This is a genomic window from Rhodonellum psychrophilum GCM71 = DSM 17998 (genome assembly GCF_000381545.1).
Lineage (GTDB): Bacteria > Bacteroidota > Bacteroidia > Cytophagales > Cyclobacteriaceae > Rhodonellum > Rhodonellum psychrophilum.
On the sequence record NZ_KB906673.1, the window covers coordinates 15558 to 41262 of the forward strand.

A 25705-nucleotide genomic window follows, 5' to 3' on the forward strand; every position below is an offset into this window, starting at 1 on the left:
TTTCTGGTTTCGGCTTCAGCAAATCTGTACGTCACTTATTTTCCGATGATGTGATTTTCTTGCAGTTTCAAACCCGATTGGAAAACCCAATTCATATTCCATCTAACTTCTCTCAAGTTAGCTGCTTTCCGTTACTTTTCCGCTGTCTTGGAATTCGGGTTAAAATGGTATCCTAACATTCAAAGCCACATTTCTACCCATTTGATTCACACCAAAAGGTCGGAAAAGAGACAAGTGATCAATGTAAGTTTTGTTTAGAATATTGGATCCACTGATGTAGATATCAAGTGCTTTTCCTCCCATCATCACCTGACTTCCCACATTCAATCCTAACAAATAATATCCCGGAGTAGGTTCTTCCAAAGGTGCTTCTCTGTTTTGATCAAAAATAAATGAACCCAAAACACTGATATATGGGTTTTTCAAAGCTCCTACATTACTCAGCCTGAAATCTAATGATTGATTCCATCTAAATGCTGGGATATAGGGCAAATAACTCATATCTGATCTTCTTTGGCCGATAACCATGCTGTAGGAAGTTGAAGCTGAAAACCACTTGGCTGAAGTAGGATGAATATCCAATTCCAACTCACCTCCATATAATCTTGCGTCTTCTTGCTCAAACTCCCAAACTGTCAAATCGCCAACAAACGAATTTGTTGGTGCGAAGAATATATAATTGTCAATGTGGTTGTAGAAGACCTCACCTGAAATAGAGAAGTTTGACCTGCTGTATCTGATACCAAAATCAGACTGAATATTCTGCTCTCTGACAAAATCAGCACTTCCTCTTTCAAATCTATTTGTTCCTGGATGTGGTCCATTGGAAAATAACTCACCCAAATCCGGTGCCCTGAATCCTTGTGCTACATTCAATCTAAATCTCCATGCAGAATTCGGTCTGAAAGTGGTCCCGGCACTTGCTGTGACACCATCAAATGTTCTTGTCAATGTTCTGTCTGCTGGATCTCCAGGAAGTAAAAACCCATAATCAACAATATGGTCTGCACTGGCATCTGCAGTTACCTTTCTATAATCATATCGGATACCCCCTTGCGCCACCCACTTGTCTTTATTGTAATTTAACAAGAGATAAACCGATCTGTCATCTTTCATGGCATCGGGGATCAAAAATTCATTTGCACTTTCATAATTCACATTTTGCAAATAAAATCCCTGAACACCTAAAATCGCTTCCACATTTGGGAATAGCTCTTTGGCGTATTTGATATCATACATGAAGTTGGATTGTCTCAAACCCAAATCCACTTGATCCTCGGCTGTTTCGACTTCTTCTCTAAAGTTAAAATGATAACCGAATGAAGCCTTCAAGCGGTCTTGCCCAATATTTATATTTGTCTCTGAATTGATAAAGTGATCTCTCACATCTTGAAAGGGCAGTTGTACTTTTCTATCTCCACGGCTTGTTACTAACTCACTGACATTTTCCTCATCTATGATTCCAAGGTTTTGTCTCAAATAAGTATAGCGTAATCTGGTATCTCCCCATTTTTTACGTAATCCAACACCCGCTTTGATATTTTGTGTGTTGAACCTGGTATTGCCGACAGCATTTCCATTACCATCCAAATAATCAGCATGTGATTCTGCTGCTGCTCTAAAAGACCATAAAAATCCGTTTTCGCTCGCTCCTTTGGCACCGGCATCAGTTCGGAAACCTAAAGAATTGCTGTATCCTCTCAAATTTACATCCCCCTCAACAGTTCCTGCTGCGGCATCTTTATCTTCAATCAAATTGACAACACCTGCCATGGCACCTGAACCATAAATGATCGATGCTGGACCTTTGATCAATTCAATGTTACCAATACCTGTTTCAGATAAGCCCAAACCATGATCGGCACCCCATTGCTGGTTTTCGAATCTTGCTCCCTGATAGACGGACAAGACTCTGCTGAATGACAAACCTCTAATTACCGGCTTGCTTATCCCTGGACCCAATGATATTTCATTTACGCCAGGTGTTCTGGTTAGTGAAGTCATCAAACTTGGAGAGGGCATTTTGAGAATGGCATCCCTGCTTACTTTCTCTATAGAAATGGGTGAGCTTTCCTTACTCATGATATACGCTCCTGAGACGACCACTTCATCGATATTGGTGGTGGCCTCTTCCAATTTAATCACCAAATCCCGGTCTTTCGATCCCGGCTTGAGCACCTGAATGATGGTAGAATATCCGATAAAAGAAAACTGAAAAGTCAGATTCCGATCAGGCAAAGTACCGATGGAAAAACTTCCGTCAAGGTCTGTGACCACCCCTCTGTTCAATTCAGGGATGAAAACCGAAACTCCCGGAAGTGGAGACTGTGTATTTTTGTCAATGACTTTACCAGATAGGGAAATGTCTTGTATGGCCATTGTCCCGGCAGAAAGCAGGGACAAGACGATTAGTAAAATGAATCGCATTGCTATAATTCTTAAGATTTTAATAAAAAGAGAGGGGCATACCCATCAAGGGGTATGCAGGTAAAAATGAGAATTATGCGTTTGCAGGTGGCCCGCGGTGTTCAAAACCAATGAGCGATTTTTGATAGCTGTTTTTGAAATAATAACCAGAGGAAACAGTGGTTTCAAAAACAGGGTTTTCAGGTAAATGGAACTGGTATTCAAAAACAAAATAATCGGCATGGGCGATCAGATCGAGAATAATGAGCTCAGATTCTGTATGCCCATGATCAGGGAGGTTCTCTTGTTCTTCGGTAAGAATGGGATGGGCATGGGTAATGATTTTGCCATTGTCCAACTCATGTGAATGGAAAAAAAGCATCCCATTGGCGATTACACTGAGTATAAGCACCAAGCAAAAATGACTGAAAAGGGATATTATTTTCCTAAAGTGGTTCACGCGCTACAATTGGAATATCTAGATAATAAATCAAAAGTAATAAAGAATGTTTTGTCAACGGTACCTTTTGAATAAAAAAAATCCAATAACCAATTTTGAAGTCCATTCAATTCCTTGATTGGAATCTAATCCCTATTTTTGAAACATGATAAATTTTGATTACCAACCCTCAACCTATTTTGATGGAACGGGCCCTTCTGCTTTATTGGTCAAATTGACCTACCCCGAAAGTCAATGGGGTGAGGAAATCAGCATTTTCGCCAATACCGTAGATGGAGAGATTTTATTTGAGGCGGTTGATTTCTATGGCAATGACTTTAAAATCGTTCCTGAAAAATATAGCCAAACCCTTTCCCTTCAAGCTTTGATCATTATGATCGAAACCATGGATGTGGCTCCGGATTTGGCACAAGGCAATGTGGAATGGACACTTGCAGGCATACCCGAAGCGGAAAGCCTGCTTTATCCGGATCTGAAAACATATTTCAATGAAAAAAGAAGAAGTTTTGGCCTTTCTTAGAAATCCAAAATCGTTTCATAGTTTCTGGATAGGATATGATTTGATCTAAACCAGTACTCATAGGTTTCAAATAGAATACATTCATGGAGTTCAAGTCCCTGAAAAAAATAATTGCGGAGCTGGTTTCCAGGCAACCAGCATCTCAGGTCATTCGCTTGATCGATCCTTAACTGGGACAATTGGATGATTTTTTGCCCTTCAATAACAATGGGAATTAATTTGACCATGACATTAAAACTTATCTTACAAATTAAGTCATTTCGTTCAAGCATTTGATGAACAAGTCATTACGCTTGTGTTAATTTTGCATGACCTCAATAATCCTACTTCCTTGAGATTCCTTTCTCCAAAGCAGCATTTTAAAACGATTTTTCTTTAGCTTTAATTCGCGAAGAACGCCACCCATTTTTACCGGATTTATGTATCCCAAAAAGAATAAATGGTTGAGTTAGAAATTGGCGAGCCTATTTAATTCCCTATATGAATGCTATTCTTCTGATCATTGTCTTTCTTTTGGTTGGCGTTATATTACAGAAGGTCAAATCCCTTCCGCCCCAAACACCAAAATTTCTTAATTATTATCTGATTTACATCGTCCTTCCAGCCATGGCCTTGCGCTATCTGCCAGGAATCGAGATGAAGTTGGAACTCCTCCTGCCCATCCTATCAGCATGGATTGGATTTGGTCTTTCCTGGCTGCTGTTTGGCTGGCTGGGAAAAAAATTCAATTGGGGAAAGTCTGTCACGGGCTGTCTCGTAATCACTGCCGGGCTCTCGAATACTTCGTTTGTGGGTTTTCCCATCGTCAATGCCTTGTATGGTGAGGAGGGGATCAAAATCGCCTTGTTGATCGATCAGGCGGGGTCTTTTATTTTGGTGAGCAGCGTGGCGATTGTCGTAGCTTCCATTTACGGAACTGAAAAAAAACGAAAGCGGGACATTACCAGAAAAATATTGACCTTCCCTCCTTTTCTGTTTTTCTTGATTGCCATGTTCATGAATCTCTACCAATGGCAAGTCGGCGGTTTTCTAGCGCAAGTTTTGGAAATCATCGCCATGACACTGACCCCAGTGGCCCTGATCGCCGTTGGATTGCAAATCAGGATAAATCCGGAAGCCATGCGGTCAAAATTCCTTTGGTATGGACTTGGCTATAAGCTTATCCTGATCCCAGCCATCGTTCTTTTGCTTTTCAAGGGGGTATTTAATCTGGGGGGACTGCTGTTGAAGATTTCGGTGATAGAAGCCGCCATGGCACCCATGATCACCGCCACGATCATCGCCATATCCCATGATTTGGAACCAAGACTGGCTTCTTTGATGGTCGGCGTGGGAATCCCACTGTCTTTTTTGACAGTGGGGATCTGGTATCTTATCTTGGGTTAATTGTCTTCCTTTTTGGTGGTGTCCGGTTTTACCACCGGCTTGGCCTTATTTCCCAAAACACCTCTTAACAAGCCCTTGGCTTCTTCCAAAGCCTTTGACTTGGTTTCGGTCACTTTTTTCTCGGCTTCTTTCTTCACACTGTCCTGAAGGATTTCAGCTTTGAGCTTCAACTCCTGTTTCAAACTGTCCTCGGCTGCCTTGAACTGCTCGGTTGCCTTTGCGGTAAGGTTTTCTTTTTCTGAGGAAACCCTTGATTTCAAGGCATTGGTCAACAAGCTTTCAAGGCTGTTTCCTCCTGCCAATCCAATTTTGGGACTGCTGTAGGTTCCACCCAAACTAATGGCAACAGGGATCAGGGTAGATTCATTGGCCTCGGTTTTAGAAATGGTGGCCAACAAAGTATTGGCTTGGGCACCAAATTTACCCGCCGGAACCTGCATATTGACGAGGTAATTGATGCTTCCGTCAAAACCGGTGCTTCCTTGGACATTCGCTTGATAATCCCAAAGCTTCAGGTCAAACGGTTTGACGTTGAGCATCCCATTGTTGATTTCAATCGGCAGGGCCAGGTTCTTCAATTGGAGTGTTCTGGCATCACTTAATTTTGTCAGGCTTGCGATGCCTTCCAAAATAGCGCTGTTCTGAAGTGAGGCTTCCAATACTTTCATCAATCCCTTCCCATCCAAGGAAGAAAGAATCGGCATCATATCCTGTCCCAAAATCCCAGAGAAATCCATACTGGTGGAGAAATTTCCAGAAAGGTGTTGTGCTATCGGGGCAAGGATTCTAACGGTGTTGAAAGATTTGAAGGCTTCTTGAATGCTGAGGTTGACGACATTGAAGTTGAAATCAAACTTAGGGTTGGATAAATCCCTTGGATCATACTTGCCATTCAGGACCATTTGACCCCCTAGTGTACTCATAGAAGCATCGGTGAAGTTCAAAACCCCATCTTTCAAGGTGAGACTGCCCTTTACATCTTTCAGGTTAAGATTGTCATAAAGCACTTCGGCTGCCTGAACTTTCATGTTGAAATCAATATTCTTTGGCAATTCGATGACTGCCAAATCCGAAGAATCTGCCTCACCCGATTCAGTCAACCATTGGTTGGCATTGAATCGCGTGGAATTCAGGGTAAGCTGACCTTTGAGGGTTTCATTTTCCTTCAGGAAAAAATTCATGTAGTTGGATAGAAAACCACTTGCGACCAAGGGACTTTCACCTACCCTTGCATCGAATTGGGTCAAGTTGATTCTATCGGGTGAAAAATCCGCTTTTGCATCCCTGATCCGGATTCCCTGGGGAAAATCAACAGAAGTGAAATAAAAACCCGTTACTTCTACATCTCCGCGAGTGTCCAATTTGTCAAACCTACTTTTTTCCACATCCTCATAGGATCCTTTTGTGAGGAGATCTGTCTTGACTTTTCCCTCCATGATCACATTTTCCATCGGAAAGATTTTCAGTAGTTTCCCCAAATCGACTGTCCCTTTCACGGCCCCATCCCATTTGAGCAAGGCAAAATCATTGACTTTTAACTTTCCATTGATGGCCTCATCCTCCAGTTCAAAGCCAAAGGCCGTTAAATCGACCTGAAAATCATTCATTTTTCCGGTCGTATTCAATACCGTGGCATTCACCCGAAGTTTTTCGATTGGTGCGGGATACTCTGCGCTTTTCACATAGCCATCCGTCAACAACAACTTTGCATCGATCATTGGGATAATTTTTGCAATGGAATCATACCTTCCTTTTGCCGTGGCGTTGACATCCAAAACCCCCTTGAGGGTCATGCCTTCGATGGGAAAAATAGAGGTCATTTCTTCCAGATTCATTTTCCCTTTCAGCAAGCCATCAATATCATAAGTCACCAGGTTCTCGAGTAAGAACCGGCCTGAAATCGGGTTGCTGCCAAAGTCGAGGTTAAAGGCGGGAATATTGATTTTGGTATCATCCAAATTCCCGGACGTGTTGATCACCTGCATATCCAAATTGATATTGCTTACCGGTCTTGGCAGGTCAGGATACTGGAACATTCCGTCTGTGATGTTCAGGGAAACATCAAAAGTGGGAATACTGGCTTCATTGTATTTCCCTTTCAAAAACCCCTTGAAATCCATATTTCCCGCAGTATTGAGCGTAGAGAAACTTTCGGTGTAAATCCCCGGGACCAATGACAGGATACTTTTGAAGGAATTGTCTTTCCCTGCAAAGACGAGATCAAAATCGATGTCCTCTTCTGGAAGCGCTACGAAACCTTTGAGATCAAACAGAAATTCATTCAGGGCAAAGTTCCCTTCCCCAAAAGTGAACTTCATTTGGTTCAAATCAATGTTCATCTGGGTTTCTCCGGAAAACTTTTTGTTCCGCATGTAATTGGTTCCCTCGTAGGTGATGTCAGCGATCAAAGCCTCCATTTTCAAGGGGAGATCATAAACATCCATGGTAAAATCGCCGGATCCAACCATATTGATATTGCCAAGCGCCATAAAATACTTCAGCTGGCGATCATCGTAGATCAGATCAAAATCTTTGATTTCTATCAAATCCACTCCGATTTGGAAGTCACTTTCTTCCGCTGCCTCTTGCTCCTCCTCAGGATACATGATGTCATAATTGGCCCTGCCATCCCCGAGTACTTTGACATACATGCTCCCGCCATCCAAATGGAGGCCAGTTAAGCTGGGATTGTCACCAAAGAGGATTGACTTCAGATTGAAATCCACTTGAAGGTTGTTCACATGGACCAAGGTGTCATTTTGAAAAGGAGGATTCCCTATTACCCCAAATTCCTTTAAGGTGGCGCTGATGTGTGGGAAGCGCTTGAAAACACTGAAACTGATATTGTTGTAATCATAATATACCTGTGCATTGACTGCGCTGGCAATTTTCTGATCGACTTTGGCGATGATTTTATCTTTGAAAATAAAAGGGACTGCAACCAAGGCAACCAACAATACCGTGAATACCGCTAAAATGATGATGATTGTCTTTTTCATAATGGTTTTTTCAAATTGTCACGTTATAGATAACGAGAACATGCAAAGAATGGATCAAAAATCAAGCTAAAAAGAAAAAGGGCAGCATGAGGCGGACCTCCATATTCTCAACCCTTTTCGGCAGTAGGAAATTCATTCCACAATTGCTCATGGATGTGGCCATTGCTGGCGATGATTTCCCGGCCATAGATGTAATTCTTTCCTTTTGAGAAGTCTGTCACGGTACCTCCCGCCTCCTGAACGATCAAAGCGCCTGCGGCTACATCGTATGAGTTGAGGTTGTACTCAAAATACCCATCCGCTCTTCCACAAGCCACATAGCAAAGGTCGATCGCCGCACTTCCCAATCTCCGCAGTCCATGGGTTTGCTTCATCAAGGATTTCAATACCCCAAGGTACCAGTCAATCTGATCGAAGGCACTGTACGGGAATCCGGTCGCAATCAAGCTTGAGGCCAAATCCGGAGCGCTGCTCACCTTGATCGGTGTATCGTTACAAAAGGCTCCTTGGCCTTTGAGCGCGTAAAAACATTCGTGGAAATTGATTTCATAAACTACGCCAAGGACAATTTCATCCCCTTTTTGCAATCCGATACTGACGCAAAAAAGGGGAAAGCCATGGATGAAATTCGTGGTCCCATCCAGGGGGTCAATAATCCAGGTATAGTCAAGCCCTACAGTGGAATCGGTTCCTTCTTCGGTAATAAAACCCGCCTCAGGCAGAATTTTGGAGAGGTTTTCGACGATCATCTTTTCGGCCTCTTTGTCCACGTAGGATACCAAATCATTCAAGCCTTTGTACTCCAATCTTTTTAAGTCAAAAAATTGACTTTCCTTTCGGATAAAAGCACCTGCCTCGATGGCGACTTTTTTTGTTTTATCCAAAATTTCCGATAAATCCATAGTTTTGATCTAATAGGTACCTGATTGAATTATTTTTTTTGGCTATTTGCCTGCAAGCACGATGACGATTTCTCCCTTGATCGGATGAATCTCATAATAGGCAATCAATTCCTGCAAGGTTCCCCTTACGTTTTCCTCATAAATTTTGGTCATTTCCCGGGAAACCGAAGCCATTCTGTCCGGTCCAAAAGCCTCTGAAAACTGAAGGAGGGTTTTGGCCAAGCGATGGGGGGATTCATAAAAAATCATGGTCCGATTTTCCTCCAGTAAGTTCTCAATCCTGGTTTTCCGTCCTTTTTTGTGTGGAAGAAACCCTTCGAACGTGAATCGATCTGTGGGTAAACCGGAATTGACCAAGGCGGGGACAAATGCCGTCGCGCCAGGAAGACAATTCACTTCCAATCCCGCATCCTTTGCAGCCCTTACCAATAAAAACCCTGGATCAGAAACGCCGGGTGTTCCGGCATCACTCACCAAGGCCATTTGTTCGCCATTCTTCAGTCTTTCCAAAAGCCTTTCCACTGTTTTATGTTCGTTGAAAACATGATAACTTTGGAGAGGTCGGTGGATTTCATAGTGCTTCAACAGCTTGCCTGTGGTCCGGGTGTCTTCGGCCAAAATCACATCCACTGATTTCAGGATTTCTATTGCCCTGAGCGTAATGTCCTTTAGATTGCCAATAGGGGTGGGGACGAGGTAGAGGTGAATGGTTTTATCAGGATCCATTTTAGATTTTATCAATGGCTTTTGCCAGTTTTCGATCCTTTTCTGTCACGGTATTTCCTTTGTCGTGCGTGGTCAATTCAATGATGACTTTATTGTAAACATTGCTCCAATTGGGATGATGCTGATGGGCTTCTGCCAAAAAAGCAACCCTGGTCATAAAGGCGAATGCTTCTGCAAAATCCCCAAATTCAAATGTTCTTGTCAATTTATTGTTTTCTTCTTTCCACATAATAATGGTTCTTTAATTTTATAAGGAGATGACGCCCTCTATGGTCGCCGCTTTTTCATAAACCTGCAAAATGGCCTCACTGTTGGGCATCATTGCATGAATGGTAGCACTCACATAAGTTCCTTTGGACGATTGCTTCAAGAGCATCTTATTGTTGGGCAATAAGGCAGCAATTTCACTTTCCTTACCACTTGGAACGATGAATTTAAACATATAAAGGACCGGGAATGTAGTTTGGGCCTCTAATTTGTCTTTGAATGCTTGTTTATCAAATGTGTCTTTCATGATCTTCGAATTTACGAGATATATCCGACACAAAAAAAATATGCCTAGGGCATAAAAAAAACCCATGTATCGATTACATGGGTTTTTTTTATGGAGGGAGGTCTTTTTAGAAGAATTTGTATCGATAATCTTTTACTTCAGCCAAATCCTGAAGCGCCATCATCACCATATAAGATGCTCTCTGCGAAGAATTCATCACCAACTGTCTTTGGTATCCTGTGTAATCCGCTATTTCTGGTGGGCTCACCATATTGTTGAGTTTGGCGACTACGATGCCAATATCCTCATGGATAGGCTTGGTCATTTCACCTGAGTTTTTCAATCCAAAGATGGCTCCAATTGCCCTTGGCGCAAAACCAACACCAGGAAGAACGGAGGCATTCAACCTCAAATCAGAGGTGTTGTCCAAAGAGGCATCCGTGGAAAATACAGCTTTCATTTCTTCCAAAGTTGTTTTGCCCTTCAATTTCTCGACAATCATGGCTGCTTTTTTCTCGTTCCTCACTTGAGCAGTCACTTCTTGTCTTACCTGCTCCAATGATGCTGTTCCTTCTTCGGATTTGTTGGTCAGCAAAACGACAACATAAGAATTGTCCAATTCATACACTGGGGAGACCTTTACAACGGATGCATCATTGAAGACCCACCTGATAACCTCTCTTGCATTTTGCAGATTGTTCAGGTTTCTCGAAAATGGCTCTACTCCATTTGCTTGGATGATTCTATATCCTTCTGCTTTCGCATTGGCTTCAAATTCTTTGGCATTGGAAGTATTGGCGGCAAAAGAATCTGCCCTTCTGAAGACATCGTTTCTGGTGGCATCTGTTGGCGCCAGTTCCAACTCAACAGTGGCAATTTTATAGGTTTCGGATTTAGGAAGTTCCGTCACGCTGATGATATGAAAACCATATTCGGTTTCCACCAAATTATTGATCAATCCTGTTGACTTGGCGGCATAGGCTGCTTCGGCAAATTCAGTAACAAAATCCTCTTTGGCAAACCATCCAAGGTCTCCACCTCTCTGGGCGGTTCCATCTTGGCCGTATTGTGCTGCTGCACTCGCAAAGTCCAGCCCATTTTGAATCTCTGTCAATACATTTTGGGCAGTGAATCTAACGGCTACTTTACCCGCCTCATCCAGACCATTGGTCCCGAAGAGAATATGGCTGGCTCTAATCCTTGGCGTTCCATCAAATTTTTCAGTAACCTTATGGGTGATGTAGGTCGATCTGTTGGTCAGAAAAGGACCATAGGTTTCACCTACTGCGATGTTTTCAACATTGTTGACCAAAGTCTGTGGCAATGCGTCGCCAGGTCTATAAACCATGAATGGATTTTGACCTTCTGAATTCCTCAAAACAAACGTGGAATCTGAATCGCTTGCGCGAAGTTCGTCCGTTAATCTTCTGATTTCCGAAAGGACTAGGGTTGAATCTTCACCACTTGGGTTGAGATCGAAACTCACATACTGAAGGTCGGCATTGTCAGAAACTTTGAATTTCGCTTCATGCTTTTTGATGTAGCTTTTCAATTCATTATCTGTAACAGCAACTGCCGAATCAGAAATCACATAGAAAGGAATGAACAAGTGGTCGACGTCCGCTACTGTGGAGGCCATTCTGTATTCAAGTTTTCCTTCCGCAGTGGTGGCGTATTCGGCGGTGGTCAAAATATTGTCATATTTGATTCTCAGCCTGGAATCTGCGAAAAGTCTCTCTTGTTGCGCCCAGAAAGCTTTTTGCTCAGGAGGTGCATTTTCAAGGGATTGAAGGAAGGTTACCAACTGCATTCTATCGAACTCACCGGTTTCGGGATTGACAAGCTGCTGCCTGAGCTCCGCGATGATGTTTTTACCTTGCACCATGTCCACCAATTCCGCATCGGTTACAGTCAATCCAAGCGCCTCATACTGGGTCTTGAAAACACGGTCTACGATCAAGGCCTGCCAGGCTTGCTCACGAAGGCTATACATTTCATTTTCGGAAGGTGTTCTTCCTGTGTTCTGCTGGAATGCGAATTTGGTTTCTTCGATTTTTTGGATGTATTCTTCATAGGAAATACTTTCCCCTGCGATTTCCCCAACATCATTTGATCCCCCACCCAGCAGGGTAGAATTCGGACTCAAAATGTCTCCTCCAATGAGGAAGAATATTAATCCTACTGCAATTACACCGATTGCAAGACCTGTTCTCTGTCTGATTTTTTTAATTAATGCCATTCTTCTGGTTTTATGAAGTGCCGCAAAATAATTACATCTATCGCTAATATCAAAATATTACGCTGTCAATAAATTACTTATTGGAAAATGAGGTGGAATTTACTCTGATTTTCAAAGTATCAATCCGATGATCGTGTTTGGCGACCACGGTAAAGGTGAATGCCCCATAGGAAATGGACTCCCCTTTGTTGGGGAGATTCTCTGCAAGGGAAAGGATAAAACCCGATAAAGTCTCAAAATCCCCATAAGGGAGATCCCAACCGTATTTTTCATTGAGATAATCGATCTCATGACGGGCACTCATCAGATATTCATGCTCTGAAAGCTGCTGTTCGATCAAGTCATCATTGTCATATTCATCTTGTATTTCGCCAAATATTTCCTCTATTATGTCCTCCATACTCACAATCCCACTGGTGCCGCCAAATTCATCCACGACCAAAGCAAGACTTTTTCTTTCTTGAATAAATTGCACCAAAAGTTCGTTGGCCAGTGCAGATTCAGGGACAATGATAACCGAAGTGAGGATATCGGTGATTTTTTTAGGCTTTTTGAACAATTCCAACTGGTGGCAATACCCGATGACATCGTCGATGCTCTCCCTGTAAACTATAATTTTGGAATGTCCACTTTCGGCAAAGACCTCTTTCAATTCTTGAATGCTGGCGTCAATCTCCACTGCGACGATATCTGTCCGAGGCACCATACACTCCCGCACTTTGATGGTTTTGAATTCCACCGCATTGTCAAAGATTTTTGTGTCGAGATCCATTTTTGAATCCTGACTGGAATGGTGCAGGTTGTTTTGGATGAACGCATTCAGGTCCGTGATTTTAAAAACAGGTTTGTCCTCGTTGTAGTCGAGGCCCAACACATTCTTGATGAACCATTTGGACAGCCCCACGACAGACCAAACTACTGGAAACATCAAATAATACAAGACCAAAAAAGGAAGGGAAAATGCAGAAAGTAAGGTATTGGGATTGAGCATGAAAATGCTTTTCGGAATGAATTCCGCCGTGACCAATACAATGATGGTGGAGATGATCGTCTGGATCAACAGCAAGACCAGCTGGTTGTCAAATGAATCCGGCACCCATCCTTTGATCAGGGGATCGAGAAGATAGGCCATGAATATACCGTACAATACCAAGCAGATGGTATTCCCGATCAAAGTAGTCCCGATGAATTGCCCTTGATGCTTTAAAAATCGGGATAGAATCCTACCTGAAAGCAAGCCTTGCTTGTTCTGTAGTTCTATTTGAAGTTTATTGGAAGAAATGAATGCAATTTCCAAACCGGAAAAAAATGCGGAAAAAACAAGGGTGATCCCTACATAAATCAGATAACTTGATTCCATTAATGTTTGTTTTTTGGCTTTTTACTTGGACGAGATTCTTTGGAATCCTGTTCTTGCTTCAGCTGCATTTTGCGGAATTGATACCAAAACAACAACACCACTGCCAGCATGAATACGGGATAGGAAAGCGTTACCCCCCCTTTCATGGTGAGGTGCGTCCCAATGATGACCAAAGCTGCTGAAAGCGATAAAAGTAAAATGTCTCCTAATTTCATTTCAAAACCCTTCTCCTGGCAAAAGCATTCTACTGTTTGTTACCTTAAATAATTTATATTCGTTAAATCCTTCATCTGCTTCCATTCCCGTCCCGTTGATCAATGTCTCCTGCTCCTGAATGGTCACAAACTTATCGGTATAGATTTTTTTTGTGTTGGGGTCCCAAAACAACTCTTCGGAGGAAAGTTTTTGGTTTTTCTCCAGATTGTGGACTTGAACGTCTCCCTCTCCTCTATAAAGATTGTCCTTCCTGATAAAATACCCGCGGTCGGCTCTCATCGTAGTAGTCAATTCGCCATCTCTCCCAAAGATGGAAATCTCAATCCCTTCTGGAAATTCTATGTCACCCGTACCAAACTCCAATTGCTTTTTCGCCTTGAGGTTCGTTCGGATGATGGCAGAATCACTGTGTACCAAGTCAATGTCATACCCAATACTGGTAGGCCCTTGATAAACTTCCAGCAAAGCCGTATCTGTCTCTGGGCCACAAGAAACCAGTAAAAACTGGAAAATGGTGAGCATGGCCAGCATATGGTAAAGCGGTTTCATGTCACAAAGATAGATAAAGATTCCTGAATGCGATTTTCTCAAAAGCAAATAAAAAAAGGCGGTATAGAAACCGCCCTTTTCATTGGATATTTAAACAACTTTAATCTCTTGTGGCTAGGGTTACATTTTCCCCGATCCAGCAACCTGTGCTGATGGATTCACCCACCTGCAATCCTTCTGTGAACAATTCTTCCTTGGAAGGGAATCTTGCTCTTGCATCAGCCATTCCTTTGGAATCGCCTGCTCTTTGGAATGCATTGTAAGCGGCGATATAGATTGAATAATCTTTAGCCCTACTTACTCCGCCTTTACAGTCGTTAAAGGATCCCATGTAAAGCTGACCGATCAAGGCCCAAGCATCACTGTTTCTGGTAGGGTCCACTTTCGCAGCATCCAATGCAGAAGATCTAGCCGCTCCTTTTCTTCCTGCCTGCGCATGTACTTTTGAAAGGTCCATGTAAACTTCAGCCTTTTGGGTGTCGTTTTCAGCCAATTTCAAGGCTTTTTCCAATAGTGGTTGTGCCTTGTCATATTCCCTGTTTTGCATGAAACGCATTGCCCTTACCTGGGAGGTAGAGAAGGTTGGATTGTCTATGTCTATTAATTCCAAGGCCAATGCAAATGCATCAGTGCTCAAACATTTGTATTGAAGAGAATACCTGAAAATCTGCTGCGCCAATATCATATTGGTGCGGTCAGCTGTAAGTCTTGGTCCAAGTGTGTTGTTGATATAATCACAATCGATCAACTCCATTGCTACCAAAAGTGCTTCCACATTCGATTTTGGAGTGGCGACATCCAATCCTTTCGCTTCGGCTTCTTCCAATAAAACGGTCAATTTATCGTGAATGGCGAGGACCTCCTCAGCTGTATAGGCTTTGTTTAGAAGATAATGCCTTCTTACCAAATCAAAATACGCTGCAGTGTAGGCTGGATTGATCGTCCCATTGACTTCAAATGCACGATCGTAAGTGGCTACAGCATCAGCCAATTTGGTTTTATCATCTCTGTAAAACTGATAGCCATAGTAAGCCTTATTTTCAATCCACTTGGTTTCGTTGTCGAAATTGGTTTTTCGGAGATCAAAAACAGTCATCACAGAATCCTGATAAACCCTTTTTTGAGCTGCGTCCGTTGCCGCGGTGGCAGCACTGTTATAAATGGTGACGCCATTGATGTAAATCGACTCATTCAAGTCAGGTGTGTTCACCAAAAGCCAGTTAAGGGGCTTTGTGGCTTCCACAAATTGTTCTGACTTCATGTAATCGGTGTAGGCAGCGTTATACTCTCTGGCTTTCGCTTCCTTCTTTTCGTCGGTTGGCCAATTCCAATCCTGAGCCTGTGCAACTCCCGCTGCGGCAAAGATCAATAACCCGGCTAATGCAAATTTAACTTTCATATCTTTTTTAGTTATTCAAATGATCGTTTATAAAACCACGTATTGTCATTGATTGAGAACCCTAAACTAAAGTTTAGATAATTTTCACGTATCAATCCATTTCCGGTGGTTCCGCGAGTTCCAACCTTAACTGCCCAATTGACAAGAGACAAATTATTCATCGGAACCGAAGCTCCAAAATTGATGCCAATATCCTCTATCTGTGTCTGATTAACGATATAAGGCGTTTTTTGGTACTCCAAGCCCATTCTATACGTTGTTCGTTTCAACAAATTATCCATGGCGAAATAGTCTGGGGTAATCTGACCGCCCAAAGCCACCTTGAAGGAATCCCCAAGTTCGCCAGTATTGCCTTTGAAGGATTTATATTGACTGAATTCCTGAAACTGTGCCTCTAGGCCAATAACAAATTTATTGATTTTTTCATAAGAAATTCCATATCCCAATCTGTTTGGAATAAAAACACTTCCCTTTTTATTGTCACTGATCAAGTCCCCCGGCGTTTCTGGCTTGCTAGCTTGGCCAAAATCGGCAACTTTTGCAAATTCTTTTCCATTGACATTTCCAAATACATGATAAATGGCTCCTAAATGAAGGTTACTTTTCTCCCCTACCTTGAAAAGGTAATGTACCCCCGTTTTAAACGCAACATCACTGATGGTTAATCTTTCATAATATTCCGAGGATACCCCAACAGGCAAATCGTTTTCATTGACCAAGCTAAGTTGGTTCGTTCTGATCGTCGATCCAAACAAATAAGATCCATGTAGCCCTATGCTCAGGCCCTTTGCCACCAATAAACCACCCGAAATGTAGGCCTCTGATATCCCTCCATCTCCTTCTATCCTACTCAGGGAAGAAAGGTTCGAATTGGCCACATCGCCTGAAACTAAAATATTGTAGTTGACACTACTGATTTGATTGAGCCCCATACCGAGGGTTGCTTTTCCTGCTTTATAAGGAAGAGAAATGGCAATGTAGGAGAGACCACCCCCATCTACGTCTTCACTCTGGGATTCGGTTGAAGCGGCAATTCTCTTGTAATTCAAAGCCGCTTGAAAGTTAAAAACCGTATTCCGTGTGGAAAGGGCGGGATTCACATTGTTCACGGCCCATCCAGTACCAAAACTGATCCCCAATCCTCCCATTGCTTGGGTATGAGTGGGTCCGCTATAATTGAACTCCCCTATTCCCAATGCACTGTATGTTGAAGCGCTAGATTGGGAAAAAGCTTCGGAAGATATTAAAAAGGCGCTCAAAGCACCCAGAATCCGTAATCTATTTTTTATTGACATTGTACGTTAAAATTCTATTCAATCCATATAGGACCAAATTAGGGATTACAAATATGTGGTCTTTTGTCAAGCTTTCAAAGAATTTTGAATCCCCTCCACAAATAATGACCTTTAAATCTTGGTGTTGTGAACGGTAAGCCTGCATAAATCCTTCCATTTCAAATTGGACGCCAAAATAGACTCCTGACCTAAGTCCCATTTCAGTACTGTCACCGATCAATCTTATGGATTGGGAATCCTCCAAGCCCACCAGCGGCAGCTTTGCTGTCTGTGTGTGCATGGCCTTGAACCGCATATTCAGGCCCGGGGAAATCGCCCCTCCCAGGTATTGGTTTTTTTCATTAAGAAATTCGTAAGTGATACAACTGCCCAAATCGATGACCAATACCGGCCCTTTTTCCAGCATCACCCTGCCTCCCACAGCCGCGGCTTTTCTGTCTACCCCAAGCGTTTCGGGGGTGGCATAGTGATTTTCAATTGGCAACTCTGTGTCTTTGGTGAGAAGCAGAAAAGGAAAACCCAATGCTGCTTCCAAGTCCACTGCTATGACAGAACTGATGATGCAATGGTCAAATTCCACACTTTTTGAAAACTCCCTCAACTCGGAAATGTCATGGAAAGCCTTTTCCATGACCAGTATTTCCCCTTCAAAGATCGCCGCCTTCATTCTGGTATTGCCAATATCGATGATCAAATTTTTCATTTCTTCCAATAAGCAAATGGCAAAACTTCGGTGGGGAAATTTATGAGGAAATCTTGTCCTGCTAAATTAGACATTTTCGGAATGAAGCGCTTTTGATTAAAATAAATTTAACTTTAAGGGCATTTATTTAACAAGAATTAACCCATGATGACCAAAAATCAATACCAAACAATAGGACTCATGTCTGGTACTTCAGGAGATGGACTGGATATCGCCTATTGTGAATTTGAAAAAACAGAATCTTGGCAATACAAAATCCTCAGAAGCGAAACCGTTCCCTTCCCCAAAAAAATGGGAAAAGAACTCCAAAACAGTCATAAATTAAAAGGTCTAAAATTATCGCATTTGGATGTGGCCTTTGGAAAATGGATGGGGGAAATGGTGCGGGAATTTTGTGGAAAAAACCATTTACAACCGGAATTTGTCTCCTCCCATGGCCACACGGTATTTCACCAACCTGCAAAAGGCCTAAGTCTTCAAATCGGAAACGGATGGGCATTGCACCAAGCCAGTGGATTGCCGGTGATCAATGATTTCAGGATGCTAGACGTGCAATTGGGTGGACAGGGAGCGCCCTTGGTTCCCATCGGTGATCAATTGCTTTTTTCAAAATACGATTACTGTTTGAATCTGGGCGGAATCGCAAACATCAGCATGGAAAAAGGGGGCTTAAGAACTGCTTTTGACATTTGCCCCTTCAACCTTTTGCTCAATCATTTTGCAGGGGAATTGGGGAGCCCCTTCGACAAAGATGGGGCATTTGCCAGGTCCGGAAAACTCCTGCCCAAGCTTATGGAGACACTGAACGACATTCCTTTTTACAGGAAAATCGAAGCAAAATCCTTGGGAAGGGAAGATATTGCACATGACTTCATGAAGATTTTGACGGCAAAAAGCCATCAACCTGAAAACATCCTGCATACACTGGCCCTCCATTTTACGCAGCAAATCATCAGAACCCTTTGGCGCGAGCCCGGAAAGCAACAAAGCTTATTGGTTACGGGAGGGGGCGCTTTCAACACATTTTTCATGGAAAAATTACAAGAGGAACTTGGCAATGAGATCCTCATAGAAAAAGCAGACCCCCAAATCATCGGTTTCAAAGAAGCCTTGATCTTTGCTTTTTTGGGAGTCCTGAAAGTGCGGGGAGAAAACAACTGTCTGGCATCCGTAACGGGTGCATCCAGAGACAACAGTGGCGGATCTGTTTTCGGGATGTGAGACAGGTGTCTATAATGCTGTAATATTTTTTCTATTTTTGACGAAGTTTTAAAACCCAAATACATAACAATAGATAGATGAAAGAATTACTCAAAAAATTTGAAAACAAACAACCCGAAATAGTTTTTGAATGGAGTGACAGTGAATCTGAGGCGGAAGGCTGGGTGGTCATCAATTCCCTTCGCGGCGGCGCGGCGGGTGGTGGCACCCGAATGAGAAAAGGACTGGACAAGAGGGAGGTTGAGTCGCTGGCCAAAACCATGGAAGTTAAATTCACGGTTTCTGGACCTGCCATTGGTGGCGCAAAATCAGGAATCAATTTTGACCCCAATGACCCCAGAAAAGCAGAAGTACTTGAGAGATGGTACCGAGCGGTGATGCCCTTGTTGAAAAATTACTACGGGACAGGAGGCGACATGAATGTGGATGAAATCCACGAAGTTATCCCCATCACGGAATCCTACGGTCTTTGGCATCCCCAAGAGGGAATTGTAAACGGTCACTTTCATGCCACAGAACCTCAAAAAATCCGGAAGATCGGACAATTGAGGCAAGGTGTTTCCAAGGTTTTGGAAGATCCGCACTACACCCCAAATGGAATCAAAAAATACACTGTGGCAGACATGATCACAGGTTTTGGAGTCTCGGAGGCTGTACTCCATTATTATAAAATCTGGGGTGGCCAAATAAAAGGGAAACGTGCCATCATCCAAGGCTGGGGAAATGTTGGCGCCGCTGCAGCTTGTTTTTTGGCTGTGGAAGGTGTTAAGATTGTCGGTATCATTGACCGTGAAGGAGGCTTGATCAATGAAGCCGGATTTACATTGGATGAGATCCGGGAACTGTTTTTGAAAAAAGATGGGAATAAATTGGTTGCGGACAAATTGATCCCTTTTGAGGAGATCAACGAACGTATTTGGGATGTGAAAAGTGAAATCTTTATCCCTGCGGCAGGATCCAGATTGCTCACGAAAGAAAATGTGGAGCGAATGGTCAAATCCGACCTTGAAGTCATTTCTTGCGGTGCCAATGTCCCTTTTGCAGATCCGGAGATTTTCTTTGGTCCTACAGGGCTTTGGGCGGATGAGCAAGTGTCCGTCATCCCTGATTTCATGGCAAATTGTGGTATGGCTAGGGTTTTTGCTTACCTGATGACAGAAAATGCAGTACTCACAGACGATGGTATTTTCAAAGACGTGAGCAGGACAATTTCAAAGGCGCTCAAAAAAACGCATGAAAAAAATCCTGAAAAAACAGGGATCGCACAGGCCTCATTTGAAATCGCCCTGCGACAATTGATATAAGCATATAACCAGTCATCAGCCAAGAGGGTAAAGTTTAAAATAAATCCTCTTGGCTAATCTGTTTATGTTAGCGGTTTTCAATCAAAATAAGTAGTTTAGCGAAATTAACACTTCCAAATTGCCCTTAAGAGGTATAAAATGCCTTGACTTGTGGTTGCTTAATCTTTCGAAATTACCTCTAATTATATTTTGATGAAGAATTTTATTGCTGCTTTTGTGCTGCTTTCCGGAATCTTCATTTTTGCTGTTGTCCAAGAAACACATGCCAAGAATGATTTTTCTTTGGGATTGGCTCAGTTGGAGGTGCCTGTGGAGAATCAAGAGATTGCCTCCACCTTGGAAGAGGACCTTCATCAGGAATTGATCGAGCATGAAGAAGACCATTCCAGCCATGGATCGGCACCTGTTTGGTTGGTTATTCCTTTTGCCGCCTTGTTGCTGATGATCGCCACCGGCCCCTTGTTTTACGAACATTTCTGGCACCACAATTACCCAAAAGTTGCGGTGGGATTGGCCTTATTGGTCGTGTTTTATTATTTATTTGTCCTGCAAAATGTGCACGGCCCTGTCCATGCGCTGGCAGAATACGTGCAATTCATTGCGCTCCTTGCCTCACTTTACATTGCCTCGGGCGGAATCCTGATCGAAATCGACAAAAAATCCAGCCCATTGGCAAATGTTACCCTGCTACTCGTCGGCGCTTTGGTCGCCAATCTTATCGGTACCACGGGGGCTTCCATGCTTTTGATCAGGCCTTTTATCAGACTCAACAAAGGCAATATCCAATCCTACCACATCATCTTCTTTATCTTTATGGTCAGCAATATCGGCGGCTCCCTAACTCCGATCGGTGACCCGCCGCTGTTCCTTGGCTTCTTAAAAGGGATTCCATTCTTTTGGACACTTGAATACAACTGGCCCGCCTGGTTATTGGCTTTGGGTATTTTGGCTCTGACCTTTTATTTTGTCGACCGGAAATTCGGTAGGGCAAGTGATGAACATGAATTGGAAGAAACAGTGTTTTCCAATAATTTTTCACTCATCGGATCCAGAAATTTTCTTTGGCTATTGGTGATCATTGGCTCGGTGTTTTTGGATCCCAACGTGATTGAATGGGTACCAGCGATCCATTACGATGGACAGAAATTCTCCTTTATCCGGGAAATCATCATGTTATCTGTGGCGTATCTCTCCTTCAGATTTGCCGACCAAAAAGCGATAAAAGGCAACGAATTCAATTTTGAGCCGATTAGGGAGGTTGCATTTATATTCATCGGGATTTTTGGCACCATGATGCCTGCCTTGGAATTGGTAGGGGATTTTGCAAAATCCCCTGAGGGATCGGCATTGATCACCCACAACACACTTTATTGGGGGACCGGGATACTCTCAGGCGTCCTTGACAACGCTCCTACCTACCTGAATTTCTTGGCTGCTGCAATGGCTTCCCAGGGCGCTGAAATTAGCAACGTGGAAATGGTAAGAAATTTTGCCTTAGACAACTATGCTGATTCCGCTTTTGAATTGATGGCCATCTCCATTGCATCAGTTTTCTTTGGTGCGATGACCTACATTGGCAACGGCCCAAATTTTATGGTCAAATCCATTGCAGAACAAAGTGGCATCAAAATGCCTTCGTTCTTTGGCTATATCATTCGGTTTTCACTCCCGATTCTTTTGCCTGTTTTGATTATCATCTGGTTGGTTTTCTTCGCCTTTGTTTGATAAAACTTCAGTGGCAAAAAAAAACCGGCTCCTATAAATGGAGCCGGTTTTTTTTTGCAAAATCAATTTCAAAATTTAATACGGATTCACAGATGCTTTAACCGTAATTTTATTGGGGGAAAAAAAGATTACCTTTTGAGTTCCTTCTATAGAAAATTGATCCAACAAGCCCGTTTCGGAGTGGGTATAAAGTACGCCGCGGGTTCCTGAATGATAAAAGGTGTCATCCGTTTCCATTTGAAAACTAATCTGCTTGATCAATTTGTCCTCATATCCAACGACTATCTTTTTGACTTTCCCTTTCTCTCCAGGTTTCAATTCATGGATGAGAAATTTTTCGCTCCTTTGCGTTTTATAAGAATTGGCCAAGGAAGATTTATTGATGTCTGCCTTGACAAAGAAATCCAGCTCGACAAGCCAGTCTTCTGTTGTTAGGGTCTTTTCGACATCCTGGCTTTTGCCTTTGATTTCGATACGTTTTCGGACTCCTTTTTTGTCAAGCCTTTTCGCTTGATCTTCAATGAATTCCTTTATCGGGAAATAAGCTGGCTCTGTATCCAGTACTTTTGCCTGGTCTTTTCCTCCGTTGCAACCCAATAGAAATACAACAAGGATCAAACTGAATGAAAACTTTCCCATATTATTTCAATAATACCTCTCCGGTCATTTCCGAAGGAATATCGATGCCCATCAATGTAAGGATGGTGGGTGCTAAATCTCCAAGCTTTCCATCTTTGATTTGGATCTGTTCTTGATCCACAAGTATGCAGGGAACCAAGTTGGTGGTATGTGCAGTATTTGGCGAGCCGTCTTCATTGATCATGCAATCACTGTTTCCGTGATCGGCGATCACAATACTGGTATACCCACTTTCCAAAGCCTGAGTCACCACTTGCTCTGTGCATTTGTCAACCGCTTCCACTGCTTTCACCGCTGCATCAAAAATCCCGGTGTGGCCCACCATATCTGCATTGGCAAAATTGAGGCAGATAAAATCAACCTCTCCCTTTTTCAATTCCGCTTTGATTTTATTTGCAATTTCAAAGGCACTCATTTCAGGTTTCAGATCATAGGTCGCTACCTTCGGAGAAGGGACAACGATCCTTCCTTCTCCCTCAAATTCTTTTTCCCTTCCGCCTGAAAAGAAAAATGTAACGTGGGGATATTTTTCGGTTTCGGCAATCCGGATCTGTTTCTTCCCATGTTCTGAAAGCACTTGACCCAGTGTATTGTGAAGATTGTCCTTTTCAAAAAGGACCTTTATCCCTTGGAATGTTTCGTCATAGCTGGTGAAGGTGATGAACTCAAGATTCAACTTCTTCATTTTGTATTCTTCAAAATCCCTTTGCGTGAGCGCTTGGGTAATTTCTCTACCTCTGTCAGTTCTGAAGTTAAAACAAATGACCAAATCCCCATCTTGGATCGTCGCCAAAGGTTTCCCCTCGCCATTTACCTGTACAATGGGCCGGATAAATTCATCTGTAACGCCATTGGAATAAGATTTTTTCATGGAGGCAATGATGTCCTTGGATTTCTCGCCTTCTCCATAGACCATTCCATCGTAGGCGAGTTTCACCCTTTCCCAACGGTTGTCACGATCCATAGCATAATATCTTCCCACTACCGAAGCTATCTTTCCGGTGGAATGCTGAAGGTGTTCCTGCAAATCCAGTAAGTATTCGATTCCTCCTTTGGGATCCGTATCCCTTCCATCTGTGAAGGCATGGATAAAAGCATCTTCAATCCCATTGGCTTTTGCGGCATCACAGAGTCCTTTCAAATGGTTGATGTGGGAATGAACACCGCCATCCGAAACCAAGCCTATGAAATGGACCTTCTTACCTGAAGCTTTTGCCTTGGCAAATGCCTCCACCAAAACAGGGTGGTGGTTCAGGTGATTTTCCTGTACCGCTTTGTTGATTTTCACCAAATCCTGATAAACGACCCTACCGGCACCGATATTCATGTGCCCAACTTCAGAATTACCCATTTGGCCCTCTGGAAGACCGACGGCCAGTCCTGAAGCATGTAATTTTGAATGCGGGTATTTGCGAAATAAGCTATCTACAAAAGGGGTGTTGGCTTTGTCAATTGCTGATACGTTGGGGTTGGTTGCGATTCCCCAACCATCCAGGATCATGAGCAATATTTTTTTATTCATGGTACAAATATACGGTTTTATGAAAGTATAATGTGTCTCTAAGCGAAACGTAAAAGTGATTATTCTTTACCATTAGGACAAAAATTCGGGGAATATATTTTAACATTCTCCCGGAGATTGGGTTTTTCAGCCGAATTAAGTTGGCCAAATAAACACGCCATTCGTTCCAAAAATTGATTTTGGATTCATTTTGGCCACAAAAATTCAATATAAACAGTCCCAATTTCAAGAATCCTCGCCGGAAAACAGTTTCAAAATGAATCCAACGCATTTGTAAAGGGTTTTGGCTTAGATTTTGTTATCGTGTTAAGTATGAATAAATTATTGCCTGCATTCTTTTATCTGGTCATGGTGGTCTTTTCCATCTTCCCGGAAAAAGAAGCTCCCGTTATATTGCAAATCGAAAATATTTCCAATTTTTTCAGTGCCGGATCAAGCAAGGACTTGGCGCGGTTTTTTGACAACGGGGTTGAGCTCAATATCAATGGTGACCAGGGTGAATTTTCAAAAATTCAGGCAGAATTGGTCCTTCGGGATTTTTTCAAAAAACATCCCCCAAAAGACTTCCAAATTATCCACAAAGGTGGAGTGGAAAATCAAATCCAATACTTTATCGGCAATTATACGTCGCCCAATTCCCAATTCAGGATCTTGATCAAAATCAAATCGAGTCTGGATGTGCTCAGGATTTTTAGCTTGGAAATTCTCTCGAGCGATAGCGCATTTTAATTCCCCCTTCCGTTTATTTCCTTATTTTTGAGGTGTGAAAAACCTACCTTATTTATCCCCAATCAAAATCCGGGAATTTATCCAAGCGGCCCTGCTGGAAGATGTCGGCGAAGGAGACCATTCCACTCTGGCGTCCATTCCCGCTGAAAAAATTGGCAAAGCCCAGCTACTGATCAAACAAGATGGTGTGATCGCCGGCCTGGATTTGGCCAAGATGATTTTTGAACAATTCGATCCTAAACTAGAAGTAACCTTGCTGCTCAAAGATGGTGATTTGGTGAAATCCGGTGACATAGGATTGATTGTGGAGGGCAGCGCAGCCTCGATTCTGACCACAGAAAGGCTGGTGCTCAACTGTATGCAGAGAATGAGCGGAATCGCCACCAAAACCCATAAGCTTGCCCAATTGATTGCCCACACCAAAGCAAAATTGATGGATACCCGAAAGACCACGCCCAATTTTAGGATGATGGAAAAATGGGCTGTTGTCTTGGGCGGTGGCCGTAACCACAGATTTGCGCTTTACGACATGGTCATGCTGAAGGACAACCATATTGATTTTGCAGGAGGCATCCAGAAAGCGGTGGCCTCCACTCGAGCTTACCTTGCTGACAAGAAGCTTGATTTGAAGATAGAGGTAGAAACCAGAAATCTGGAGGAATTGGAAGAAGCATTGCGCGTCGGCGGAATGGATTGGATCATGTTGGACAACATGGACTTTGCCACCATGCGCAAAGCCGTGGAAATGGTCAATGGAAGATACAAACTTGAAGCTTCCGGCGGGATCACGGAAGAGAATTTGAAGGATGTGGCCGAATGCGGCGTGGATTATATTTCCGTAGGCGCCCTGACGCACCAAGTACAAAGCATGGACATTAGCCTAAAGGCATTTTAAAGCAACAAACACAAAAG

23 protein-coding genes are annotated in these 25705 nt (G+C 42.8%); 7 read left to right on the plus strand and 16 right to left on the minus strand.

Annotated elements, in window-relative coordinates:
* Nucleotides 1-159 precede the first annotated feature (159 nt).
* On the minus strand, nucleotides 160-2427 hold the full coding sequence (locus F824_RS0100105; protein WP_026333394.1) for a TonB-dependent receptor: 2268 nt from the start codon (nucleotides 2425-2427) through the stop codon (nucleotides 160-162).
* A gap of 73 nt (nucleotides 2428-2500) precedes the next feature.
* Entirely contained in the window at nucleotides 2501-2818 is a 318-nt protein-coding gene (locus tag F824_RS0100110) for a hypothetical protein (protein WP_236613169.1), read from the minus strand.
* 193 nt (nucleotides 2819-3011) lie between these two features.
* On the opposite strand from F824_RS0100110, the gene F824_RS0100115 reads away from it, so the two are divergent.
* Together F824_RS0100115 and F824_RS0100130 are read left to right on the plus strand one after the other, a co-directional pair.
* Nucleotides 3012-3386 (plus strand): hypothetical protein, encoded by a 375-nt coding sequence (locus tag F824_RS0100115; RefSeq protein WP_019595798.1) that lies wholly within the window; start codon nucleotides 3012-3014, stop codon nucleotides 3384-3386.
* Between the two features lie 480 nt (nucleotides 3387-3866).
* On the plus strand, nucleotides 3867-4772 hold the full coding sequence (locus tag F824_RS0100130) for an AEC family transporter (RefSeq protein ID WP_019595801.1): 906 nt from the start codon (nucleotides 3867-3869) through the stop codon (nucleotides 4770-4772).
* Here the strand turns inward: F824_RS0100130 and F824_RS0100135 are convergent.
* The 12 genes from F824_RS0100135 to F824_RS0100190 all read right to left on the minus strand — a co-directional run bounded on the left by F824_RS0100135 (nucleotide 4769) and on the right by F824_RS0100190 (nucleotide 17653).
* Complete coding sequence (locus tag F824_RS0100135) at nucleotides 4769-7771, minus strand: AsmA-like C-terminal region-containing protein (protein ID WP_019595802.1); 3003 nt, start codon at nucleotides 7769-7771, stop codon at nucleotides 4769-4771. The genes F824_RS0100130 and F824_RS0100135 overlap by 4 nt on opposite strands.
* 107 nt (nucleotides 7772-7878) lie before the next feature.
* Nucleotides 7879-8673, minus strand: a complete 795-nt coding sequence (locus F824_RS0100140) for an inositol monophosphatase family protein (protein ID WP_019595803.1) — start codon at nucleotides 8671-8673, stop codon at nucleotides 7879-7881.
* Between the two features lie 42 nt (nucleotides 8674-8715).
* Nucleotides 8716-9399 carry a 16S rRNA (cytidine(1402)-2'-O)-methyltransferase gene (rsmI, locus tag F824_RS0100145; protein WP_019595804.1) on the minus strand — a complete coding sequence of 228 codons (684 nt, stop codon included), beginning with the start codon at nucleotides 9397-9399 and terminating at the stop codon, nucleotides 8716-8718.
* A gap of 1 nt (nucleotide 9400) precedes the next feature.
* Complete coding sequence (locus F824_RS0100150) at nucleotides 9401-9628, minus strand: 4a-hydroxytetrahydrobiopterin dehydratase (RefSeq protein WP_019595805.1); 228 nt, start codon at nucleotides 9626-9628, stop codon at nucleotides 9401-9403.
* Between the two features lie 18 nt (nucleotides 9629-9646).
* Nucleotides 9647-9913: a DUF493 family protein gene (locus F824_RS0100155; RefSeq protein ID WP_019595806.1), complete on the minus strand. Its 267-nt coding sequence runs from the start codon at nucleotides 9911-9913 to the stop codon at nucleotides 9647-9649.
* Between the two features lie 106 nt (nucleotides 9914-10019).
* A complete protein-coding gene (locus F824_RS0100160; RefSeq protein ID WP_019595807.1) occupies nucleotides 10020-12131 on the minus strand; it encodes a SurA N-terminal domain-containing protein in 2112 nt (703 codons plus the stop codon).
* A 73-nt stretch (nucleotides 12132-12204) separates the two neighbouring features.
* Nucleotides 12205-13491 (minus strand): hemolysin family protein, encoded by a 1287-nt coding sequence (locus F824_RS0100165; RefSeq protein ID WP_019595808.1) that lies wholly within the window; start codon nucleotides 13489-13491, stop codon nucleotides 12205-12207.
* The gene (locus F824_RS0100170; RefSeq protein ID WP_019595809.1) at nucleotides 13491-13706 is read right to left on the minus strand and encodes a hypothetical protein; all 216 of its coding nucleotides are present in this window, start codon (nucleotides 13704-13706) and stop codon (nucleotides 13491-13493) included. Before F824_RS0100170 ends, F824_RS0100165 begins: the two co-directional genes overlap by 1 nt.
* A 1-nt stretch (nucleotide 13707) precedes the next feature.
* Complete coding sequence (lptC, locus tag F824_RS0100175) at nucleotides 13708-14256, minus strand: LPS export ABC transporter periplasmic protein LptC (RefSeq protein ID WP_019595810.1); 549 nt, start codon at nucleotides 14254-14256, stop codon at nucleotides 13708-13710.
* Nucleotides 14257-14356: 100 nt separating this feature from the next.
* On the minus strand, nucleotides 14357-15655 hold the full coding sequence (locus F824_RS0100180) for a tetratricopeptide repeat protein (protein ID WP_019595811.1): 1299 nt from the start codon (nucleotides 15653-15655) through the stop codon (nucleotides 14357-14359).
* Between the two features lie 11 nt (nucleotides 15656-15666).
* A complete protein-coding gene (locus F824_RS0100185) occupies nucleotides 15667-16950 on the minus strand; it encodes a hypothetical protein (protein WP_019595812.1) in 1284 nt (427 codons plus the stop codon).
* On the minus strand, nucleotides 16934-17653 hold the full coding sequence (locus F824_RS0100190) for a type III pantothenate kinase (protein WP_019595813.1): 720 nt from the start codon (nucleotides 17651-17653) through the stop codon (nucleotides 16934-16936). The genes F824_RS0100185 and F824_RS0100190 overlap by 17 nt, the downstream gene beginning before the upstream one ends.
* A 144-nt stretch (nucleotides 17654-17797) precedes the next feature.
* Here F824_RS0100190 and F824_RS0100195 point away from each other — a divergent pair, with 144 nt between their 5' ends.
* The 3 genes from F824_RS0100195 (at nucleotide 17798) to F824_RS0100205 (ending at nucleotide 21903) form a co-directional block, all read left to right on the plus strand.
* Nucleotides 17798-18874, plus strand: coding sequence for an anhydro-N-acetylmuramic acid kinase (locus F824_RS0100195; protein ID WP_019595814.1), 1077 nt, complete (start codon nucleotides 17798-17800; stop codon nucleotides 18872-18874).
* A gap of 77 nt (nucleotides 18875-18951) precedes the next feature.
* Nucleotides 18952-20178: a Glu/Leu/Phe/Val dehydrogenase dimerization domain-containing protein gene (locus F824_RS0100200; protein ID WP_019595815.1), complete on the plus strand. Its 1227-nt coding sequence runs from the start codon at nucleotides 18952-18954 to the stop codon at nucleotides 20176-20178.
* Nucleotides 20179-20370: 192 nt separating this feature from the next.
* Nucleotides 20371-21903, plus strand: coding sequence for a sodium:proton antiporter (locus F824_RS0100205; protein WP_019595816.1), 1533 nt, complete (start codon nucleotides 20371-20373; stop codon nucleotides 21901-21903).
* Nucleotides 21904-21978: 75 nt separating this feature from the next.
* Here the strand turns inward: F824_RS0100205 and F824_RS0100210 are convergent, their stop codons facing one another.
* Both F824_RS0100210 and gpmI read right to left on the minus strand, forming a co-directional pair.
* The gene (locus F824_RS0100210) at nucleotides 21979-22542 is read right to left on the minus strand and encodes a hypothetical protein (protein ID WP_019595817.1); all 564 of its coding nucleotides are present in this window, start codon (nucleotides 22540-22542) and stop codon (nucleotides 21979-21981) included.
* A gap of 1 nt (nucleotide 22543) precedes the next feature.
* The gene (gpmI, locus tag F824_RS0100215; protein WP_019595818.1) at nucleotides 22544-24064 is read right to left on the minus strand and encodes a 2,3-bisphosphoglycerate-independent phosphoglycerate mutase; all 1521 of its coding nucleotides are present in this window, start codon (nucleotides 24062-24064) and stop codon (nucleotides 22544-22546) included.
* A gap of 312 nt (nucleotides 24065-24376) precedes the next feature.
* On the opposite strand from gpmI, the gene F824_RS0100225 reads away from it, so the two are divergent.
* Nucleotides 24377-24793 carry a DUF4783 domain-containing protein gene (locus F824_RS0100225; RefSeq protein WP_019595820.1) on the plus strand — a complete coding sequence of 139 codons (417 nt, stop codon included), beginning with the start codon at nucleotides 24377-24379 and terminating at the stop codon, nucleotides 24791-24793.
* Nucleotides 24794-24827: 34 nt separating this feature from the next.
* Nucleotides 24828-25688 (plus strand): carboxylating nicotinate-nucleotide diphosphorylase, encoded by an 861-nt coding sequence (gene nadC, locus F824_RS0100230; protein WP_019595821.1) that lies wholly within the window; start codon nucleotides 24828-24830, stop codon nucleotides 25686-25688.
* Nucleotides 25689-25705 lie beyond the last annotated feature (17 nt).

Bases quoted from the DNA above. Each gene is read 5' to 3' on its own strand.
- F824_RS0100105 (WP_026333394.1), bottom strand. From the start codon at position 2,427: ATGCGATTCATTTTACTAATCGTCTTGTCCCTGCTTTCTGCCGGGACA.
- F824_RS0100115 (WP_019595798.1), top strand. From the start codon at position 3,012: ATGATAAATTTTGATTACCAACCCTCAACCTATTTTGATGGAACGGGC.
- F824_RS0100130 (WP_019595801.1), top strand. From the start codon at position 3,867: ATGAATGCTATTCTTCTGATCATTGTCTTTCTTTTGGTTGGCGTTATA.
- F824_RS0100135 (WP_019595802.1), bottom strand. From the start codon at position 7,771: ATGAAAAAGACAATCATCATCATTTTAGCGGTATTCACGGTATTGTTG.
- F824_RS0100140 (WP_019595803.1), bottom strand. From the start codon at position 8,673: ATGGATTTATCGGAAATTTTGGATAAAACAAAAAAAGTCGCCATCGAG.
- rsmI (WP_019595804.1), bottom strand. From the start codon at position 9,399: ATGGATCCTGATAAAACCATTCACCTCTACCTCGTCCCCACCCCTATT.
- F824_RS0100150 (WP_019595805.1), bottom strand. From the start codon at position 9,628: ATGTGGAAAGAAGAAAACAATAAATTGACAAGAACATTTGAATTTGGG.
- F824_RS0100155 (WP_019595806.1), bottom strand. From the start codon at position 9,913: ATGAAAGACACATTTGATAAACAAGCATTCAAAGACAAATTAGAGGCC.
- F824_RS0100160 (WP_019595807.1), bottom strand. From the start codon at position 12,131: ATGGCATTAATTAAAAAAATCAGACAGAGAACAGGTCTTGCAATCGGT.
- F824_RS0100165 (WP_019595808.1), bottom strand. From the start codon at position 13,491: ATGGAATCAAGTTATCTGATTTATGTAGGGATCACCCTTGTTTTTTCC.
- F824_RS0100170 (WP_019595809.1), bottom strand. From the start codon at position 13,706: ATGAAATTAGGAGACATTTTACTTTTATCGCTTTCAGCAGCTTTGGTC.
- lptC (WP_019595810.1), bottom strand. From the start codon at position 14,256: ATGAAACCGCTTTACCATATGCTGGCCATGCTCACCATTTTCCAGTTT.
- F824_RS0100180 (WP_019595811.1), bottom strand. From the start codon at position 15,655: ATGAAAGTTAAATTTGCATTAGCCGGGTTATTGATCTTTGCCGCAGCG.
- F824_RS0100185 (WP_019595812.1), bottom strand. From the start codon at position 16,950: ATGTCAATAAAAAATAGATTACGGATTCTGGGTGCTTTGAGCGCCTTT.
- F824_RS0100190 (WP_019595813.1), bottom strand. From the start codon at position 17,653: ATGAAAAATTTGATCATCGATATTGGCAATACCAGAATGAAGGCGGCG.
- F824_RS0100195 (WP_019595814.1), top strand. From the start codon at position 17,798: ATGATGACCAAAAATCAATACCAAACAATAGGACTCATGTCTGGTACT.
- F824_RS0100200 (WP_019595815.1), top strand. From the start codon at position 18,952: ATGAAAGAATTACTCAAAAAATTTGAAAACAAACAACCCGAAATAGTT.
- F824_RS0100205 (WP_019595816.1), top strand. From the start codon at position 20,371: ATGAAGAATTTTATTGCTGCTTTTGTGCTGCTTTCCGGAATCTTCATT.
- F824_RS0100210 (WP_019595817.1), bottom strand. From the start codon at position 22,542: ATGGGAAAGTTTTCATTCAGTTTGATCCTTGTTGTATTTCTATTGGGT.
- gpmI (WP_019595818.1), bottom strand. From the start codon at position 24,064: ATGAATAAAAAAATATTGCTCATGATCCTGGATGGTTGGGGAATCGCA.
- F824_RS0100225 (WP_019595820.1), top strand. From the start codon at position 24,377: ATGAATAAATTATTGCCTGCATTCTTTTATCTGGTCATGGTGGTCTTT.